Source organism: Agrobacterium sp. Azo12 (assembly GCF_029193765.2).
In the GTDB taxonomy this organism is placed as follows: domain Bacteria; phylum Pseudomonadota; class Alphaproteobacteria; order Rhizobiales; family Rhizobiaceae; genus Agrobacterium.
Genome location: NZ_JARFYO020000004.1, coordinates 38191 through 55975 on the forward strand (window position 1 = coordinate 38191; position 17785 = coordinate 55975).

At 55.1% G+C, this 17785-nt stretch carries 19 protein-coding genes and 1 tRNA gene; 6 read left to right on the forward strand and 14 right to left on the reverse strand.

Annotated features, from left to right (window positions below):
* Nucleotides 1–24: 24 nt before the first annotated feature.
* Nucleotides 25–693: a thiol:disulfide interchange protein TlpA gene (gene tlpA, locus PYL13_RS26295; RefSeq protein WP_250985541.1), complete on the forward strand. Its 669-nt coding sequence runs from the start codon at nt 25–27 to the stop codon at nt 691–693.
* Between the two features lie 56 nt (nt 694–749).
* Here the strand turns inward: tlpA and PYL13_RS26300 are convergent, their stop codons facing one another.
* From PYL13_RS26300 to PYL13_RS26330, 7 genes are all read right to left on the reverse strand, one after another.
* Complete coding sequence (locus PYL13_RS26300) at nt 750–1631, reverse strand: 3-hydroxybutyryl-CoA dehydrogenase (RefSeq protein WP_192491520.1); 882 nt, start codon at nt 1629–1631, stop codon at nt 750–752.
* 120 nt (nt 1632–1751) lie between these two features.
* Nucleotides 1752–2681: an electron transfer flavoprotein subunit alpha/FixB family protein gene (locus tag PYL13_RS26305; protein ID WP_275643746.1), complete on the reverse strand. Its 930-nt coding sequence runs from the start codon at nt 2679–2681 to the stop codon at nt 1752–1754.
* Between the two features lie 24 nt (nt 2682–2705).
* Nucleotides 2706–3452: an electron transfer flavoprotein subunit beta/FixA family protein gene (locus PYL13_RS26310; protein WP_259149475.1), complete on the reverse strand. Its 747-nt coding sequence runs from the start codon at nt 3450–3452 to the stop codon at nt 2706–2708.
* Nucleotides 3453–3622: 170 nt separating this feature from the next.
* On the reverse strand, nt 3623–4408 hold the full coding sequence (locus PYL13_RS26315) for a rhomboid family intramembrane serine protease (protein WP_275643745.1): 786 nt from the start codon (nt 4406–4408) through the stop codon (nt 3623–3625).
* 27 nt (nt 4409–4435) lie between these two features.
* Nucleotides 4436–5014, reverse strand: a complete 579-nt coding sequence (locus tag PYL13_RS26320) for a cob(I)yrinic acid a,c-diamide adenosyltransferase (RefSeq protein WP_259149471.1) — start codon at nt 5012–5014, stop codon at nt 4436–4438.
* 12 nt (nt 5015–5026) lie between these two features.
* Nucleotides 5027–5224, reverse strand: a complete 198-nt coding sequence (locus PYL13_RS26325; RefSeq protein ID WP_192491515.1) for a twin transmembrane helix small protein — start codon at nt 5222–5224, stop codon at nt 5027–5029.
* 108 nt (nt 5225–5332) lie between these two features.
* A complete protein-coding gene (locus PYL13_RS26330; RefSeq protein WP_275643744.1) occupies nt 5333–6166 on the reverse strand; it encodes an SDR family oxidoreductase in 834 nt (277 codons plus the stop codon).
* Between the two features lie 81 nt (nt 6167–6247).
* Here PYL13_RS26330 and PYL13_RS26335 point away from each other — a divergent pair, with 81 nt between their 5' ends.
* Entirely contained in the window at nt 6248–7156 is a 909-nt protein-coding gene (locus PYL13_RS26335; RefSeq protein WP_250985547.1) for a YihY/virulence factor BrkB family protein, read from the forward strand.
* Here PYL13_RS26335 and gluQRS read toward each other — a convergent pair.
* Nucleotides 7127–8023 carry a tRNA glutamyl-Q(34) synthetase GluQRS gene (gene gluQRS, locus PYL13_RS26340; RefSeq protein ID WP_275643743.1) on the reverse strand — a complete coding sequence of 299 codons (897 nt, stop codon included), beginning with the start codon at nt 8021–8023 and terminating at the stop codon, nt 7127–7129. The two genes, PYL13_RS26335 and gluQRS, sit on opposite strands and share 30 nt — an antisense overlap.
* Before the next feature lie 81 nt (nt 8024–8104).
* On the opposite strand from gluQRS, the gene PYL13_RS26345 reads away from it, so the two are divergent.
* Together PYL13_RS26345 and PYL13_RS26350 are read left to right on the forward strand one after the other, a co-directional pair.
* Nucleotides 8105–8749, forward strand: coding sequence for a DNA-3-methyladenine glycosylase family protein (locus PYL13_RS26345; protein ID WP_275643742.1), 645 nt, complete (start codon nt 8105–8107; stop codon nt 8747–8749).
* Nucleotides 8750–8849: 100 nt separating this feature from the next.
* The gene (locus PYL13_RS26350; protein ID WP_192491511.1) at nt 8850–9407 is read left to right on the forward strand and encodes an HNH endonuclease; all 558 of its coding nucleotides are present in this window, start codon (nt 8850–8852) and stop codon (nt 9405–9407) included.
* 16 nt (nt 9408–9423) lie between these two features.
* Here PYL13_RS26350 and PYL13_RS26355 read toward each other — a convergent pair whose 3' ends face one another.
* Nucleotides 9424–9939, reverse strand: coding sequence for a disulfide bond formation protein B (locus PYL13_RS26355; RefSeq protein WP_275643741.1), 516 nt, complete (start codon nt 9937–9939; stop codon nt 9424–9426).
* Between the two features lie 264 nt (nt 9940–10203).
* Between PYL13_RS26355 and PYL13_RS26360 the strand changes: the two genes are divergently transcribed.
* Both PYL13_RS26360 and PYL13_RS26365 read left to right on the forward strand, forming a co-directional pair.
* A tRNA-Leu gene (locus PYL13_RS26360) sits at nt 10204–10288 on the forward strand.
* Nucleotides 10289–10528: 240 nt separating this feature from the next.
* Nucleotides 10529–11839, forward strand: coding sequence for an MFS transporter (locus tag PYL13_RS26365; protein ID WP_275643765.1), 1311 nt, complete (start codon nt 10529–10531; stop codon nt 11837–11839).
* Between the two features lie 82 nt (nt 11840–11921).
* On the opposite strand, the gene PYL13_RS26370 is transcribed toward PYL13_RS26365, so the two are convergent.
* From PYL13_RS26370 to PYL13_RS26390, 5 genes are read right to left on the reverse strand one after another with little or no spacing between them, the layout of a single operon-like run.
* Entirely contained in the window at nt 11922–12887 is a 966-nt protein-coding gene (locus tag PYL13_RS26370; protein ID WP_192491509.1) for a glycoside hydrolase family 26 protein, read from the reverse strand.
* A 17-nt stretch (nt 12888–12904) separates the two neighbouring features.
* On the reverse strand, nt 12905–13414 hold the full coding sequence (locus PYL13_RS26375; RefSeq protein WP_192491508.1) for a DUF995 domain-containing protein: 510 nt from the start codon (nt 13412–13414) through the stop codon (nt 12905–12907).
* Nucleotides 13411–15381 carry a glycosyltransferase family 2 protein gene (locus PYL13_RS26380; protein ID WP_275643740.1) on the reverse strand — a complete coding sequence of 657 codons (1971 nt, stop codon included), beginning with the start codon at nt 15379–15381 and terminating at the stop codon, nt 13411–13413. Before PYL13_RS26380 ends, PYL13_RS26375 begins: the two co-directional genes overlap by 4 nt.
* Nucleotides 15378–16361, reverse strand: coding sequence for a UDP-glucose 4-epimerase GalE (gene galE / locus PYL13_RS26385; RefSeq protein ID WP_275643739.1), 984 nt, complete (start codon nt 16359–16361; stop codon nt 15378–15380). Before galE ends, PYL13_RS26380 begins: the two co-directional genes overlap by 4 nt.
* A 1-nt stretch (nt 16362) precedes the next feature.
* Nucleotides 16363–17385 carry a UDP-glucuronic acid decarboxylase family protein gene (locus PYL13_RS26390; protein WP_275643738.1) on the reverse strand — a complete coding sequence of 341 codons (1023 nt, stop codon included), beginning with the start codon at nt 17383–17385 and terminating at the stop codon, nt 16363–16365.
* Between the last annotated feature and the right edge of the window lie 400 nt (nt 17386–17785).

Genomic DNA, 17785 nt, shown 5'->3' on the forward strand with positions numbered 1-17785 from the left:
GGTTTGCCAGTCCCGGAGTATGTAGTGACAGAAAAAAGACCATTTCGCCTTCCCTCTGCCAAGCTTGTTGGAATTGCTGCCCTTGCCGGTATCATCGCCGGTGCAGGTGCGGTTTACATGAGGCATATTGGGTCTGGCAGCTCGGTTCAAGAGGCTCAGGCCAATGTCGCCGGTTTATGTGAAGGTGCAGGCGACCGTATTGCGGCGTTGACGCCCTTTTCCAAGGGGCAGGTGGCTGCGATGGCACCGGCGTCGGAGCCGCGTCCGCTCAACCTTACCTTCAAGGGGCCGGAAGGTCAGAGCCTAACGATGGCGGATTTTGCCGGAAAGACGGTGCTTTTGAACCTCTGGGCCACGTGGTGTGTGCCATGTCGTGAAGAAATGCCGGCACTCAACGCTCTCGAGCAGGAGATCGGTGGGCAGGACTTTGAAGTGGTTGCCGTCAATATTGATACGGGCGGCGATGAAAAGCCGAAAACCTTCCTTGACGAATACAAGATCGGTGCGCTCGGTTACTACCGCGACAGTTCGATGGGCGTTTTTAATGTGCTGAAAAAGGAAGGTCTGGCCTTTGGCCTGCCTGCCACCCTGCTATTTGATGGCAAGGGATGTCTGCTGGCATCGATGAATGGGCCGGCTGCATGGGACAGCCCTGATGCCAAAGCCCTGATCACGGCGGCCAAGGGGCCGTGATCCAATGATATGGCGGGGGTGAATTTACCTTTTCTCCCCCGCGTAATGGCGAACTGTTAGCGGGTCGGAACCGGTGTTTCGCCACGGTAGTCATAAAAGCCACGGCCTGATTTACGACCCAGCCATCCAGCCTCGACATATTTGACCAGCAGCGGGCAGGGGCGATATTTGCTGTCTGCGAGACCATCATGCAGCACCTGCATAATGGAGAGGCAGGTGTCGAGACCGATGAAGTCTGCCAGCTGCAACGGACCCATCGGGTGGTTGGCGCCGAGTTTCATGGCGGTATCGATGGCTTCAACCGTGCCAACACCTTCGTAAAGCGTGTAGATCGCTTCATTGATCATCGGCAGCAGGATGCGGTTGACGATGAAGGCCGGGAAATCTTCGGCGACAGTGATCGCCTTGTCGAGCGAGCGAACATATCCCTTGGCGGTGTCGAATGTTTTTTCGCCGGTTGCGATACCACGCACCAGTTCCACCAGCTTCATCACCGGAACCGGGTTCATGAAGTGGATGCCCATGAACTGTTCCGGGCGGTCGGTGGCGGATGCAAGGCGGGTAATCGACAGCGACGAGGTGTTGGTCGCCAGTAGTGCCTCAGGTTTCAGAACCGGGCAAACCTGCGCGTAAATCTTGCGCTTGATGTCTTCGTTTTCAGTTGCCGCCTCGATCACCAGATCCATCGATGCGAGATCATTGATATCGGTCGAACCGCTGATCTTGGACAGCGCGTTCTTGCGGCTTTCGTCTTCCAGCTTGCCGTGACTGACCTGACGGGCCAGGTTTCCGTTGATGGTGGCAAGGCCAGCTTCAATGCCGCTTTGGCTCAGGTCGTAAATATGCACCTTGTATCCGGCCAATGCCGAAACATGGGCGATGCCACAACCCATCTGGCCCGCTCCGATAATGCCGATATTTTTCAATGTAACGGTCATGGTGCTGTTTCCTCCGGGCAAAGCGGGTGCAGTTATGCGGGCATTATATATGGGTGCAGGGATTAATAAATATTGCCGGGCAGTTTCCTGCCCGGCAATCAAGGCATAGTGCCTGTTTTCTTACAGTGCTTTTTCGAGTTCAGGCAGAGCGTCGAACAGGTCTGCCACTAGGCCGTAGTCAGCAACCTGGAAGATTGGTGCTTCTTCGTCCTTGTTGATGGCCACGATGACCTTCGAGTCCTTCATGCCAGCCAGGTGCTGGATGGCACCGGAAATACCAGCAGCAATGTAAAGCTGAGGAGCAACCACCTTGCCGGTCTGGCCAACCTGCCAGTCGTTTGGTGCATAACCGGCGTCAACAGCCGCACGCGATGCGCCAACGGCCGCGCCCAGCTTGTCAGCAACCGGCAGAATGACTTCCTTGAACTTTTCCGACGAGCCGAGTGCGCGGCCACCGGAGATGATGATCTTGGCAGATGTCAGTTCAGGACGATCAGACGATGCCAGTGCGTCCGACACGAAGGACGAAACGCCTGGGTTGGTCGCAGCAGCGATCGCTTCAACAGCAGCGGAACCACCGGCTGGAGCCGCAGCGAAAGATGCCGTGCGAACGGTGATGACCTTTTTGGCGTCAGTTGCCTGTACGGTCTGGATGGCGTTACCGGCATAGATTGGGCGCTTGAAGGTGTCAGCGGAAACCACTTCGGTGATTTCGGATACCTGTGCGACGTCGAGCAGAGCTGCAACGCGCGGCGCAACGTTTTTGGCCGATGCGGTCGCAGGTGCGATGATGACGTCGTAAGAGCCGCTCAGTGATACGATCAGCGCAGCAAGCGGTTCTGCCAGCTGGTTTGCGTAGGACGCGTCGTCAGCAAGCAGCACCTTGGCAACGCCGGACAGCTTTGCAGCTTCATCGGCCGCAGCCTTTGCACCGGAGCCAGCCACCAGCACATGCACGTCGCCACCGATTTTGGCGGCTGCCGTCAGCGTCTTGGCGGTCTGGTCGGAAAGGGTTGCGTTGTCGTGTTCTGCCAGAAGAAGAATGGCCATAATAAAATCTCCCTTATCCGTCTCTTACAATACGCCGTCGGCCTTGAGTTTCGATACCAGCTCTGCGACCGAGCCAACCTTGACGCCTGCCTTGCGGCCAGCCGGTTCTTCGGTCTTCAAAACCTTGAGGCGCGGCGCAATATCAACACCCAGATCGGTAGGGGTCTTCTTGTCCAGCGGCTTCTTCTTGGCCTTCATGATGTTCGGCAGCGACGCGTAACGTGGTTCGTTGAGGCGAAGGTCGGTGGTCACGATGGCAGGCAATTTCAGCGAAACGGTCTGCAGGCCGCCGTCGACTTCGCGGGTCACAGCAACCGAGCTGTCAGCAATCTCGACTTTCGATGCGAAGGTGCCCTGACCCCAGCCGAGCAATGCCGCCAGCATCTGGCCGGTCTGGTTGCTGTCGTCATCGATTGCCTGCTTGCCGAGGATAACCAGATCCGGCGTTTCCGCATCGACCACGCCCTTCAACAGCTTGGCGACTGCCAGCGGCTCAACCGTTTCATCGGTTTCAATCAGGATTGCACGGTCGGCACCCATGGCCAGCGCCGTGCGCAGCGTTTCCTCGGCTTTGGCCGGACCGATTGACACAACGACCACTTCTTCGGCCTTGCCAGCTTCCTTCAGACGAAGAGCCTCTTCGACGGAGATTTCGTCAAACGGGTTCATCGACATTTTGACGTTGGCAAGTTCAACGCCCGTGCCATCTGCTTTCACGCGAATTTTCACGTTGTAGTCGACAACTCGTTTAACGGGCACAAGGATCTTCATGGAGCTTTCCTTCAACTTCAATCATGTGGACAGAGCATACGACCACCATATTTTCGAGTGGGCACATGGATACGCATTTTTTCCATAAATTCAACGGACCATTGCTCATGATGCCATGCGTTGGATTGATATCTGACGTTTACGTGAAGATAAAATAAAGCGGTTTCTTTTCAGCGACCCCATCGGATGCCGCCATTGGAGCGCTGATTTTGCGACACCGGTATTGTTTTTACATCATCGGTCGTGTGTTTGACTGCTTTTGGCGTGACAATTGTCCGATCAAACAGCGGTACGCCTTTGCGTCGCAGGAACAAAACCAGGATGCTGCCGGCCAGAATGCCACCGACATGCCCAGCCCAGGAGACGTTATCGTCCATGCCAGCTGCCAGCATCAGAAACTGTTGGCCGATCCACAGTGCGAGTGGAATAAACGCCGGTAGCGGAAGCGGGATACGAAACAACACCAGCACCCAGACACGGACTTTCGGATGCAGTAGAAAATAAGCGGCAACAATCCCTGACACGGCTGCAGATGCGCCGATCAGCGGACCTTCCGACATGGGCGCGACCAGACCATGGAACAGGGCGCCTGCCGCAGCGCAAAGCAGATAGAACAGCAGAAACCTGACATGGCCGAGCGCATCTTCAACATTGTCGCCGAACACCCACAAAAACACCATGTTGCCAGCAAGGTGCCAGAAGTCGGCGTGCAGGAACGCGTAGGTGATCAAGGTGGCGTCATCGGGTATCATCTGCAACGCCGGTTCCAGATGTGCATAGTCGAACACCACTGCCGGAATGAAGCCAAGCCCCATGGCCGCGCGACCGAAAGTTTCGTCTGAAACCAAGGCACCGGTCACAAGCCAAACAATCGTATTGATGACGATCAGCGAAATCGTGACGTATTGGGTTTTGATGTGCTTGAGGGAGTTCGAATCATGCAACGGTATGAACATCGATTTTCCTCTGATGCATGATCATTTTCAGCGGTTCTTGCCCGGCACCCAAAGAATATCGGCAGCGCCTCCGTCATTGGTGAAACGCGCTGCCACGAACAGAAAATCGGAGAGACGATTGATGTATTGCAGTGCCGCCGGGCTTACCGTTTCGCCATCGGTAAAAGACAGCTCCACGATTTGCCGTTCAGCGCGGCGGGAAATGGTGCGCGCCAGATGCAGATAGGCCGATGCCGGTGAACCGCCGGGCAACACGAATGAGGTGAGCGGCGAAAGGTTTGCATTCAACGCATCGATTTCGGTTTCCACCCGGGTCACCTGGGCTGCGATGATCCGCAGCGGTTCATAACCCAGCGGCTCTCCCGTATCCGGCGCGGCAAGGTCGGCCCCCAGATCGAAAAGATCGTTCTGGATACGCATCAGCATGGCATCCAGTTCGGGAAATGCCTTGGTGTGCAGGCGTGCCATGCCGATGGCCGAATTGGTTTCGTCCACCGTGCCGTAGGTCTCAACACGCAGGTCGTCCTTGCGGCGGCGTGGTCCAGACACCAAAGCTGTGGTGCCCTTGTCGCCTGTGCGGGTGTAAATTTTGTTCAGCTTGACCATGTTTTTCCTGTCTTAACGTCCGCCACCGGTAATCCACAATGTCAGCATGATCAGCGCAATGGCCAATGCCTGAAGAACCAGACGCAGTTGCATCAGCTTGTTGGATTTGTTGCCATCCGTTCCCTTGAGCATGTTGAACAGGCCACGGATCAGCACGAGAACGACAAGTCCCATGACGATGAGGGCAAGAACTGTTGTAAACCCCGACATGATTTTATCCTTGTTGTTTCCCTGAGGTGCCGTGCGTTTGATACGCATCATCATTTCAAGTTTTCGCAATGCACATTGCGAAACTCTGCTTTGAATTTCCGTTTCTGGCTAGTCGAACTTGCGCAGCAGCCGATAGAACATGTCGGCGGGTAATATCCTCTTCAAAAACGCACCCTGTTTGGCTGGAACGGTAACAAGATAATGCGGCCTCGGTCTTGTTGCGGTCAAGGCATGCTTGAGCACTTTATAGACTGCTTCAGGACCAAGCTTATGCTTGTTAACCGGACCTGTTCCGTCCAGGCGCGCCAGTTGTCTTTCGTACTGCGCCGCATGCGCCGAGTTCTTCAGGTCGATATTGGCCTCGATATGCGAAAGGGCGGTAGCGGTAAATTTTGATGCGATTGGTCCCGGTTCGATCATGCTGACATGGATGCCGCTGCCTTCCAGTTCCATGCGTAAGGTTACACCCAGTCCCTCGAGTGCGAATTTTGAAGCGGTGTAGGCGCCACGATAGCGATATGGCACAAGGCCGAGAATGGATGAGCAATGCACGATGCGGCCCTTGCCCTGTCTGCGCATGAAGGGAATGACGCGGCAGGTCAGGTCATGCCAGCCAAAAACATTGGTTTCAAACTGGCTGCGTAGCGTATCAACCGAGAGGTCTTCCACTGCGCCGGGCTGGCCATAGGCACCGTTGTTGAACAGCGCATCGATGCGTCCGTTAGTGCGGGCCGCAACCGTGTCGACCAGCGCCGCAATCGAGGTGGGTTCGGTATAGTCCATCAGGAGGGTTTCAATGCCCTGGTTTTCCAGCGCCGCCATATCCTCAGTTCTCCGGACAGTCGCAAAAACCCGCCAACCATCGTCTTGCAGCGCTGTCGCGCAATGGGCGCCAATGCCGGAGGAGCAACCTGTAATGATGATAACCGGTTTGTCTGTCATGCCTCTTCCCTGTACAAAGCGATGCTGATTTCCCATATTCGCCACTAAGTTACAATCAGCATGCATGAATCAGGAGGTGACATGTTCGCCACTCTGCGACTGGCCTACAAGGTTGCCTTTGACGCCTACTTCCATTTTGCGGAGGATGACGGCTGGGCAATGGCAAGTCACGTGGCATTGTCCATTTTGCTTGCGCTTTTTCCGTTCCTGATTTTCGGGACGGCATTGGCCGGTTTCCTTGGCGCGGACAGTTTTTCGGAAACAGCCGTTCATCTGATTTTTGATACCTGGCCGGAGGCGATTGCCGCACCTATTGCGGCCCAGGTGCAGCAGGTCCTGACCATTCCGCGCGGGGGACTGCTGACAGTTTCGGTGCTGGCTGCCGCCTACTTTGCGTCTAACGGGGTAGAGGCGTTGCGCATATCGCTCAACCGCGCCTACCGCGTTTCGGAAACGCGCTGGTGGTATGTGACCCGTCTGTGGAGCCTGTTTTATGTGCTGATGGCGGTCATCATCTTTGCTGCAATCAGCACGGTGCTGGTGGCGGTGCCGGTGGCTCTTGCTTTTGCGGAAGTGCGCTTTCCGTGGATGACCGATTTTCTCAGTACTATCTCCAGCCTTGGTGTTTACGGAACTATCATCGTTCTATTTACCGGCCTGGTGATTGCACATCTATGGCTGCCAGCCGGCAGGCGGCGTTTGCTGGATGTGCTGCCGGGCATCGTGCTGACATTGCTGTTCTGGGTGGCAGGCGCGCTGCTTTTTGCTTCCTATCTTGCCACCTTTGCAAATTACACCGCCACCTATGCCGGTCTGGCGTCGGTGATGATCGTGCTGGTGTTTCTCTACATGATTGGGGTGATCTTCATGCTGGGTGCAGAGGTCAATGCAGCCCTGATGAAGTATCAGGTCCGCCGCATCATCAAGCGCACCATCAATGGGAAAACCATCAAGGAAAGTTCAGAGCCCGACCAGGCGGTGGATATCTGAGGGTGTTTTGCCGGCTGCGCGCAACGTTGCCAGTCCGGTGCTGCCCTGGCTTTTGGAAAGTTTGCGTCCGTCGTTACCCAGAATAAGCCTGTGGTGATGGTAGCGTGGTGCTGGAAGACTCAGCAGTTGCTGCAAGAGCCGATGAATGGCGGTGGCATGATAGAGATCCATTCCGCGGACCACGTCGGTAATACCCTGCAACGCGTCATCCAGCACCACGGAAAGGTGATAGCTTGATGGCGCATCCGAACGCGATAGCACAACATCGCCCCACTGGGCGGGATCGGCTTTGATTGTTTGATGCTGGCCGCTGCCGAACTCGTCCCAGAATAATGGTTCATCAAGCTGGGCAATGGCCTTTTGCATGTTCAATCGCCATGCAAATGGTGCCTTCGAGGCCATGCGATTTTGTCGCTGGGCCGGTGTCCGCTGTTTGTCGCTATCAGGGTAAAGCGCCCCGCCGTCAGGATCGCGTGGCCATGGCGTGCCACCTGCCTCTGATGCCTTGACGATTGCCTTCACTTCGCCGCGCGTCATAAATGCCGGATAGGCAAGATCCATGGCAACAAGTTTTTCCAGTGCAAGTCGGTAGTCGTCGAAATGCTGAGACTGTCGCCGGACAGGTTGTTCCCATGACAGGCCAAGCCAGGACAGATCGTCGTAAATGTCCCGTTCAAACTGCGGAGTGCAGCGGGTCTGATCGATATCCTCTATGCGCAGCAGAAAACGACCCTGGTTTTCTCTGGCCATATCGGCGTTCATGAAGGCAGAAAGGGCGTGACCCAGATGCAGTGGCCCATTGGGGCTGGGAGCAAAACGGGTAACGCAATTTTGACGTGGCAGATCAGACATGATCTCTACAGGCATTATTTTTTTCTGTTTGCCAAGGGTCGGTGGACGTGTTGACCCTGGGCCCTCTAATAGGCTGTGGTTTGACTGGGAAATTCGATGACGGTTATTCGTGGGGATGACGATATTACCAACGGGCTTACGGCCCTGTTTGCGCTCGATCCATCCTTAAGCCTTATTGCCAGCCGGTGTGGACCGGTGCCGTTACGTCTCAGCGAACCCGGCTTTGCCGGTCTTGCCAGTATTGTCGTGTCTCAGATGGTATCACGTGCCAGTGCTGATGCGATCTGGGGTCGGATTGTCGCGGGGACGCAGGTGATGACGGCGGACCGATATCTGGCTGTTCACCCGGATATTGCCGCCGGTTTTGGCCTTTCCCGTGCCAAAGCGCAGACCTTGCAACGTATTGCCACGGCGGTTGCCGAAGGTGGTCTGGATCTCGAAGCTTTGAGCCAGATTGATGCGGCGACTGCGATGGCCGAATTGACAGCCGTCAAAGGGGTAGGGCCATGGACGGCGCAGGTCTATCTGATGTTCTGCGGTGGCCACGCGGATATTTTTCCGGCCGGGGATGTCGCTTTGCAGGCTGCGGTTGCCCATGCGCTTGACCTAGAGGCGCGCCCGACCGCTCGTCAACTGGCTGTTTTGTCAGAAAAATGGTCGCCATGGCGCTCGGTGGCGGCCCGGCTTTTCTGGTCTTATTACGCTGCGATAACCCGGCGTGAGGCGCTGCCAGTCGCCTGAAATATGCCTTTCTTTGAGCGCTTCATTTATAGGCTTCACAATACTGTAACAACAGACCTAATATACACAATGCAGATGCCGAATCGATCAGGAGAAGCCCTTGACGATTGCAGTCTCCCCACAGGCTTTGCCAGCGCTCGTTCTGAACGCTGACTATAGGCCACTGAGTTATTATCCCTTGTCGCTCTGGTCATGGCAGGACGCGATCAAGGCGGTTTTTCTAGATCGTGTGAATATCATAGCAGAGTATGATCACTCGGTTTCATCGCCGAGTTTCTCGATACGATTACCGAGTGTCATAAGCCTCAAAACCTATGTGCAACCGGCCAGAAACCCTGCCTTTACCCGCTTTAATGTCTTCTTGCGCGACAAGTTCCAATGCCAGTATTGCGGCTCTCATGACGACCTGACATTCGATCATGTTATTCCGCGTGCGCATGGTGGTGAAACCACATGGCTGAACGTCGTTGCGGCGTGTTCACCATGTAACCTGCGCAAAGGCAGTAAATTGCCGAAACAGGCTGGCATGCTTCCGCACCAGAGACCATACCAGCCAACCGTGCAGGACCTGCATAACAATGGGCGGTTGTTCCCGCCCAATTACCTGCATGAAAGCTGGATGGACTATCTTTACTGGGATACCGAGCTTCAGCCTTGATGAAGCCGGTTCCCGGTCAGATCTTTTTGCGGGTTGCGCCGTAGAAGGCGATTGCGGCCAGCGCTACGCTTGCAATCACGTTCCAGCCCGCAAACGACAGACCAAGCACGCGCAATGCTGCGGTGTTGCACGAAGGTGCCTTGATGGCGTTAAGGTCGCTCAACAGGCTGCCTGCATTGGTTGTGATCGACGGTGCGCCCGTGGCGCAGGTCGTCGGGCCTTCCCAGAAACCCCATTCAACGCCGGAATGATAAACGCCCATGCCAGCGCCGATCAGCATGGCAATACCAATCAGCACGAGAAGTGTTTTGACGGTCCATGAGGGCAGCTTCAGAAGGCTTGCGAGGATGGCGAGAATGCCGAGCGGAATGGCGTAATAATAGGGATCACGCTGCAAGAGGCAAAGCGCGCAGGGCGTGTAGCCGCCAATGTGCTGAAAGCCAAGCGCCGAGCCGACGGTGAAGATCATACCTGCGGTGACCAGAACGGAAGAAATGGTAAGACCGGATTGCGCGGATTGTGTCTGTGCCATGGATTTCACTCTTGCTTTGGTATCTGCGTGATGAAAATTGCCCACGCATGGGACAGGAAAGGAGGGGTATGTGGGTGCCGTCCTGCCCGGCATCATGCTGTAACCTGTAATCCAGTACATGCGGGAATGTAAATGTGGTGAATGTTCCGCCCGACACGGTGATCGAGCAAAGTTTCGTGAATTGCTGATTTTTGTAAAAACCGGTTGACCGGAACCGGTTCATTCGTATAGTCCGGCGCCATACCACAGGACTTCGCTCCTGTTGCCCCTTTGGCGGAATTGGTAGACGCGCCTGACTCAAAATCAGGTTCCGAGAGGAGTGCTGGTTCGATTCCGGCAAGGGGCACCAAAATCTTCACATCGATAATTTGATAAAGATTTCCGCAGGAACGAATTCCTGTTCTGCACGATACCGGTTTTTCGCGCCTAGTTCTTTGGTCTAATGTGATATTGCTGCAGTGCATCATAAACTTGCGCATCGCAGCAATCCGGGTGTATAGCCGTCTTATGGCGCGGCAAAATATCGCATCTCATACCTTCCGCGCGCCTCATCTCCAGATAATTACGAATTGGAGTTACTGTGAATAAGATGTCATCAAGTCCGGCTGGTGCTCCAGTCCTGGACCAGAAAACCCGTTTGAAATCCATTATTGGCGGTTCCGCAGGCAATCTCGTCGAGTGGTATGACTGGTATGTTTATTCGGCCTTTACGTTGTATTTTGCGCCGATCTTTTTTCCTTCCGGCAACCAGACCGCCGAATTGTTGAGCGCAGCGGCCGTTTTCGCGGTCGGCTTCCTGATGCGCCCGATCGGTGCCTGGTTCATGGGAACCTACGCAGACCGCAAGGGCCGCAAGGCTGGCCTTACACTGTCGGTGACGCTGATGTGTCTCGGATCTCTGTTGATTGCCATTACGCCGGGCCATGAGACCATTGGCATTGCGGCGCCAGCCATTCTGGTGTTTGCACGTTTGCTGCAGGGCATCAGTGTTGGCGGTGAATATGGCGCAAGCGCCACCTATCTCAGTGAGATGGCTGGCAAGAACCGTCGCGGCTTTTTCTCAAGCTTCCAATATGTCACGCTGATTTCCGGTCAGTTGCTGGCGCTGGCGGTTCTCTTGGTTCTTCAGCGTGTGCTGACGCCGGAACAGCTCAGCTCGTGGGGCTGGCGTATCCCATTCCTGATTGGCGGCTTCCTCGCCATTGCGGTGTTCTACATCCGTCGTGGTCTGGTTGAGACGCAGTCTTTTGAAAATGCCAAGGCTGATACGGCTGAAAAGCCGAAGTCCAGTGGCTGGGCCCTGTTCCGCCATTATCCGCGTGAAGCGTTGATGGTTATGGCACTGACATCCGGTGGTACATTGGCCTTTTATGCCTACACGACCTACCTGCAGAAGTTCCTCGTCAATACGTCGGGCTTCAGCAAGGAAAGTGCGACGGAGATTACCACAGCTGCTTTGTTTGTGTTCATGCTGTTCCAGCCTGTCGCGGGTGCGCTTTCCGACAAGATCGGTCGCAAGCCGCTGATGGTCGGGTTCGGTGTGCTCGGTCTGTTGTGCACCTATCCGATTTTCTCGACTTTGGCTGTAACGACAAATGCCTTTGCAGCATTCGCTCTGGTTCTTGCGGGTCTGTTGATCGTCACCGGTTACACCTCGATCAATGCCGTCGTTAAGGCGGAACTGTTCCCGGCGCACATCCGTGCACTCGGTGTTGCGCTTCCTTACGCGCTGGCCAATACGGTGTTTGGCGGTACGGCAGAGTTCGTGGCCTTGAAGTTCAAGCAGATCGGCCATGAAGATTGGTTTTTCTGGTACGTCACGATCATGATTGGCCTATCGCTGATCGTTTACATCCGCATGCGCGACACCAAGCATACGAGCCATATCCAAGAGGATTGATCGCGGCTGTATCACTTAACAACAAAGCCCCGCGCACCTGTCGTGCGGGGCTTTTTTATGGGTGGTTTGGCATGGCAACGCTTCAGTTGGTCTGGTCGTTGCGCACCACGCGCCAGTCGGGTTTTCCAAGGTTATGCGGCCATGGATGGACGTCCTTGTCGTTGAAATAGACGACTTCCTCCAGCTTGGGGAACTCGGTGGTTTTCAACGTCACGTCGTTCATCCAGGGTTTGATGTAGGCATCATTGCCTTCATAACCCAGTTCGGCGACCCATATCGGTTTGTTGTATTTTTCCACCAGACTGTATCCCTTTTTGAGGGATTGTCCGAAGGTCCATGGGCCGCCATGTTCGATTTTGTCGAAGGCCTCGAGACCGAACACCGACAGCCCCACAAAGTCGACATAGTTGTCGCCGGGATAATAGGCCTGCAGGCCGTCTTCACCCTTTGGAGACCACATCAGTTTGGCATTGGGCGCTTCCTTGCGCACGATATCCATCATGTGACGGTAGGCAGTGATGTAGTCATTCGGTGCCCAACCGGACCACGAGAAGCGGCCGGATTTATCTTCCATTTCCTGGCCCCAGCGAATGATGACAGGGCTTTTCATTTGCGAGACCATGCGGGCAATGGCGTGCATGTTTTCGTCATACCCGCCTTGCAGGATTTTCCGCCGCAACTCATCGGAGGTCAGGCGCCAGCTGACGTCCCACGACCAGGGTTCAACGGTAATCAGCACATTGCGTTTGCGTTCCAACGCATAGGCATCGGCCGTTTTCAAACTATCCAGATCCACGTCTTCCCAGGGCAGGAAGAGGTGTTCGGTCGCTACACCCTGTTGCTGACCGAAGTCGCCATGTGGATCATAGGCGCCGAACTTTATGCCATCGGCATGCAGTGTCGGGCGTTTGTCCGTTATGGAACGCAAGGTGGCGGCTGTCATGCCTGCGGCATTTTGTGCCTGTGACTGGACCACCGGGTAGGCCGCGGCGGAAAACAGGATTGCTATAGCCGCTGCGGACAGGATTTTTTTGTTCAGCTTCTTCATGGCTTTCTCCTCTCCAACTATTTTTTGACTGACATGACCTGTTTGGCCGCCAACGCCTGAACGGTTACGCTGTCGGTGTTCACAAGTTTCGAAAATTCATCGCTTGCTCTGGGTTTGGCACTGCGAAACACGTACCAGTCTCCCATTGGCAAACGCTTCTGGTAGATCACGTTGCCAAGCCTGCCATGGGAAAAACATGTCCTTGCCTTGGCGGCCTCGCCGTCCGTCGTCCAGGTGGCGTTCATGCACATCTTGCCGAGGTTATCGACTGACCATGTGCCTTCGCCGATGGACTTCTTGCCGTTTTCTTCGGTCATTGCGGTAAAGCGCCGACCTTGCGAATCAAACCGTCCGCCGCCACTTGGCCAGCGCCAGGTTTTGTCCTTGTACATATTCACCACTTCCGATGCTGTCAGAAGCTGTGGGGATTTTTTGACCTCTTTTGCGGCAAGCGCCAGACTTGGTGTCAGCATGCTCATGCTGAGCAGAAGGACTGGAAGCCTGAGGTTTTTGATTATAGTTTTCATGACAGTCTTCCTTTCTCGAGGGACCCATCCTGTCTGGCCTTGGCCAGCATGATGATTCCGTATTGTGGTGGAGTGGGCTGCGGCTTTACCTGCACTTCCTGTTCAGGCTGGATGCCGTGCCATTTCACCCGGAATTTCATCTTTATGGTCTTGGTACCACCAACGCCTGCACCGGAAGCGTTGAAGCGTGTTTCGGTAAAGCTGACATAGGGTTGGCCGTGCGACAGCGCTTCCAGGCCACCAAGGCCATGGGTGTTGAGTTGCACCACTCCACTGGCAATGATGATGAAGGAAGACACTGTTGCGAGTGCAGTGCCCCATGTGCGTGGCAATACCGAAAGGCTGTTTTCCGAAGCGTGTCGGAACATCAAAAGCAGAACGAGGAAGGCGTAAACCGTCACGTTCATGGCTGCGAAAATGTAAAAGCCCTGGGTGCTGCGGCTGTCCGGCGCCAGCATCATGGCAAGCGCTGTGAAGCCGGCCAGCACGATGTAGGGGGCGACGATGCGCAGCGGCAGGCATCCGGCCTTTTCGCCACCTTTCGGTGTGATGCGAAAATCCACGAAGGAACCGTTCATCCTGTCACGTATGGCGACCAGGCAGCCTGCCAGCGACCAGGGCCAACGCAGGAACAGGAAGGCAAATGTTTCCCAGCAGAACGGCCGTGCATCATGCGGCCTGAAGGTTCCGGTTGCCCGCCAGAAGAAGGTGAACACCGTCAGCATCAGGATAGACGGCAGGAAATGCAGCATGAATTCCGGGTAGCTGACATTGACCAGTGGACGGCCTGCGAGAAGGGCGATAACCGGCATGACGAACATGACTGCCATGACAACGGAAAACAGCGGATACCACATCTGCGAAAACAGAAACTGGAATTGCAGTTTGGCTGGCAGTGCCGGCACATAGTGCTTCGAATACTGCAGAAGAATTGTAACCAGACTACGCGACCACTGGAATTCCTGCACGGCAAGATCTGTGAAGGTTGAAGGTCCATCACCATGGGCAATAGCGTTCAAGGCATGCACTCCACGCCAGCCACCCGCATTCATCAGCAAGGTGGTGGAGTGGTCTTCTGCCAGCTCCGGTCCAAGGCCACCCACCTGGCGCAAAGCTTTGGTGCGCACGGCATAATGTGAGCCGATACACAGGGGTGCCCAGCCGTTATTATAACCGGTCTGGAACGCGCCATGCAGGCCAGCCTCGACGTATAGCCTGCCCCGTGCCGCCCAGCTTTCATCGGCATTGGCGTCACAAATGCTAGGTGCCGACACGTAACCGACCGCGGGATCCGCAAAAGGCTTCAGGATTTCATAGAGATAGTCTGGTTCCGGTACGTGGTCCGCATCGAACTGCGCCACGAAGTCATAACGGTCATACCCATAATGATCGTAGAAATAGGCAAGGTTGCCTTCCTTGCAGCGTGTGCGGCGCGGCCATTGTGCACGGTGATAGGCTTCCACACCCTTGCGGGTGGAAATCAATACGCCATGTTCGCCGCACCAGCGTCTGGTTTCCGGTGTCGGATCTTCATCGGCCAGCCAGACGTCGTATTCTATCGGTATTTTCTGTTCGAGCATGGCCAGCATGGTTTTTCTGACCACCGAAAAGGGTTCTGATGGAGCCTTGGTCACCACCATGGCAACACGCCCCTCGGGCAAGGGTGTCTCCGGTTTGACGACTTTCGCATTGAGGAAAATCAGCACGAAATAGGCAGGCAGGATGGTGACGTAGAACACCGAGACGCTGACGGCGATGAAATAGGGCATCGACAGCATGTGGTCAGTATCCAGCCACCAGCCCCAGAAATAAACCAAGGTTACCAGCCAGCCTGCGATACCCAGCAGATAGGCAATACGGTTCCACCCGGTGAAGACCGGGTCGAACAGCGCGTCAGACACTGTGGCATGGACCTTATGTTTGGCCTTTTGGGTGTTAACGGTTGTGATGAACTGTGTCGTGCTCATCGGCTGGTCTCCAGTCCGAACGTCGGTGCAGCAGTGCGGATGATCGTTTCGATGTCCGAGCGTGATGGTGTGAAGCCAAGCACGGCTTTGGCGCGACCAATATCTGCAAACAGTGAGGGTGGATCACCGGCGCGACGCGGGCCGTACTGGACAGGTACCTGCTGGCCGGTCACACGGTGAATGGCACCGACGATTTCGGCAACCGATGCGCCACGGCCAGAGCCCAGATTGACACGCAGCGTCTCGCCACCACCGACAAGATAACGGATCGCTGCGAGATGAGCGTCAGCCAGATCGCTGACATGAATGTAGTCACGCACGCAGGTTCCGTCTTGCGTGTCGTAATCATTCCCGAACACATCCAGTTGCGGAACCTTGTGTGCGGCGGCTAGAAGCGCCCGTGGCACAAGGTGGGTTTCAGGCTCATGCCGTTCGGAAAGCTCTCCGCCCGGGTCAGCCCCCGCGGCATTGAAATAGCGCAGGGCGACAAACCGCAGCCCATAGGCTGCGGCATAGTCTTCCAGTGCCATTTCAAAAATAAGCTTGGTACGGCCGTAGGGATTAACCGGTATTTGTGGCGTTTCCTCACGGATCGGCAGGATTTCCGGAATGCCATAGGTGGCGCAACTGCTGGAAAAGACCAGTCCTTCGACATGGTGGTCCATGCAGGCTTCCAGCAGTGTCAGGCTGCCGGCCACGTTGTTGCGGTAATATTTGCGCGGGTCGGTTACCGATTCACCGACATAGGCATTGGCAGCGCAATGGATAACGTGGGAAGGGGCAAACTCGGCAAGCGTTGCCCGCAAAATGCTGTGATCGGCAATGTCAGCCGTGATCAACGGTCCCCAGCGCACAGCATCGCTGTGGCCGGTGGACAGGTTGTCATAAGCCACCGGCACCATGCCGGACAGCGATAACGACTTGCAGATATGGCTTCCTATGAAGCCGGCTCCGCCTGTGACAAGGATGTAGCGGGGCATCTCATACGGCCTCCGCCATTTTTTTACCGCTGAGCAGCGCATCGAAATAGTGGATGGTCTTTGCGAGGCCCCGCTCAAGATTGACGCGCGGTTGCCATCTCAGCTCTTCTTTGGCGCGGGTAATATCCGGCCGGCGTTGTTGCGGGTCATCCACTGCGGCTGGCAGGTGTATGATGCGTGAGCTGGAGTTGGTCATGGCAATGACGATGTCTGCCAGTTGCCGCACCGGAATTTCTGCAGGATTACCAATGTTGATCGGGCCACAGCATTCTGGGCTTTTGACCGAGAAGCGCAGGAAACCTTCAATCAGGTCATCCACATAGCAGAAGGAACGGGTTTGTTTGCCGTCGCCATAGATGGTGATGTCCTTGTTCTGCAGGGCCTGCACGATGAAGTTGGAAACAACACGACCATCGTCCTGGCGCATGCGCGGGCCATAGGTGTTGAAGATGCGACCAACCTTGATATCGACGCCAAAATTGCGGTGATAATCGAAGAACAGCGTTTCAGCGCTGCGTTTTCCCTCATCGTAGCAGGCACGCGGGCCAATGGGATTGACGTTGCCGAAGTAGGTTTCCGGCTGCGGGTTGATAAGAGGGTCGCCATAGACCTCCGATGTGGAGGACTGGACAACTGTTGCACCGGTGCGACGTGCCAGTTCCAGCACGTTCAGGGCACCGATCACATTGGTCAAAAGCGTGCCTACCGGATCCTTCTGGTAATCAGGTGGGGATGCGGGTGACGCAAAATTGAAGATGACAGATACATCGAGATCATAGGGTTTGCGCACGTCGTGCTCCACCACAGTGAAACGGCTATTGGACGTCAGATGTTCAATATTGGTGCGTCTGCCGCTGGAGAAGTCGTCGAGGCAGATAACCTCATGGCCGCATTGCAACAGCCTTTCGCACAGGTGTGAACCGAGAAAACCTGCGCCGCCATTGACAAGTGCCCGGAGGCCCGGTTTCCAGTTCGAATAGATGTTTACGTTGGAGTCATTGTTATCGGGAACGAACTTACGCATTACACACACTCCTTCCTACCAGGAAACAGCAGCACCGTTTCCGTGTAGTTGTGTCGCTCGTTTTGATTTTTTTGAGTTTCCGGCGGCTTTATTACTTATTGTTGTGGGCCGACTTTACTTGATTCATGCCATTTTTTTATTCTTTTAAGAAGATCATATTTTGTTATTTGTTTTCGTCAATGCGAAAATTCTGAAATATTACAATTGATTACCGGGGAAATACATTGATTAATCCCATTGTGTACGTATTTTTAACCATGCCTACATAATGCCTTTCTTATCAAGCAAGAGCGCAAGCCTCACTCAATCGAATGAGGTTAGGGTAGCGTGCGTGCCGAGCCTGAAACGGCGTTCGGTGTGCTGGCCACCGGGAGCGATTGTGTGTGGTGTGACATGCTTG

Excerpts from the sequence above, each read along its gene's own strand:
- galE (WP_275643739.1), bottom strand. The coding sequence starts at position 16,361 with ATGCCCCGCTACATCCTTGTCACAGGCGGAGCCGGCTTCATAGGAAGC.
- PYL13_RS26335 (WP_250985547.1), top strand. The coding sequence starts at position 6,248 with ATGTTCGCCACTCTGCGACTGGCCTACAAGGTTGCCTTTGACGCCTAC.
- PYL13_RS26315 (WP_275643745.1), bottom strand. The coding sequence starts at position 4,408 with ATGTTCATACCGTTGCATGATTCGAACTCCCTCAAGCACATCAAAACC.
- PYL13_RS26380 (WP_275643740.1), bottom strand. The coding sequence starts at position 15,381 with ATGAGCACGACACAGTTCATCACAACCGTTAACACCCAAAAGGCCAAA.
- PYL13_RS26300 (WP_192491520.1), bottom strand. The coding sequence starts at position 1,631 with ATGACCGTTACATTGAAAAATATCGGCATTATCGGAGCGGGCCAGATG.
- PYL13_RS26355 (WP_275643741.1), bottom strand. The coding sequence starts at position 9,939 with ATGGCACAGACACAATCCGCGCAATCCGGTCTTACCATTTCTTCCGTT.
- PYL13_RS26345 (WP_275643742.1), top strand. The coding sequence starts at position 8,105 with ATGACGGTTATTCGTGGGGATGACGATATTACCAACGGGCTTACGGCC.
- PYL13_RS26325 (WP_192491515.1), bottom strand. The coding sequence starts at position 5,224 with ATGTCGGGGTTTACAACAGTTCTTGCCCTCATCGTCATGGGACTTGTC.
- PYL13_RS26330 (WP_275643744.1), bottom strand. The coding sequence starts at position 6,166 with ATGACAGACAAACCGGTTATCATCATTACAGGTTGCTCCTCCGGCATT.
- PYL13_RS26370 (WP_192491509.1), bottom strand. The coding sequence starts at position 12,887 with ATGAAGAAGCTGAACAAAAAAATCCTGTCCGCAGCGGCTATAGCAATC.
- PYL13_RS26375 (WP_192491508.1), bottom strand. The coding sequence starts at position 13,414 with ATGAAAACTATAATCAAAAACCTCAGGCTTCCAGTCCTTCTGCTCAGC.
- PYL13_RS26310 (WP_259149475.1), bottom strand. The coding sequence starts at position 3,452 with ATGAAGATCCTTGTGCCCGTTAAACGAGTTGTCGACTACAACGTGAAA.
- PYL13_RS26320 (WP_259149471.1), bottom strand. The coding sequence starts at position 5,014 with ATGGTCAAGCTGAACAAAATTTACACCCGCACAGGCGACAAGGGCACC.
- gluQRS (WP_275643743.1), bottom strand. The coding sequence starts at position 8,023 with ATGCCTGTAGAGATCATGTCTGATCTGCCACGTCAAAATTGCGTTACC.
- PYL13_RS26365 (WP_275643765.1), top strand. The coding sequence starts at position 10,529 with ATGTCATCAAGTCCGGCTGGTGCTCCAGTCCTGGACCAGAAAACCCGT.
- PYL13_RS26390 (WP_275643738.1), bottom strand. The coding sequence starts at position 17,385 with ATGCGTAAGTTCGTTCCCGATAACAATGACTCCAACGTAAACATCTAT.
- PYL13_RS26305 (WP_275643746.1), bottom strand. The coding sequence starts at position 2,681 with ATGGCCATTCTTCTTCTGGCAGAACACGACAACGCAACCCTTTCCGAC.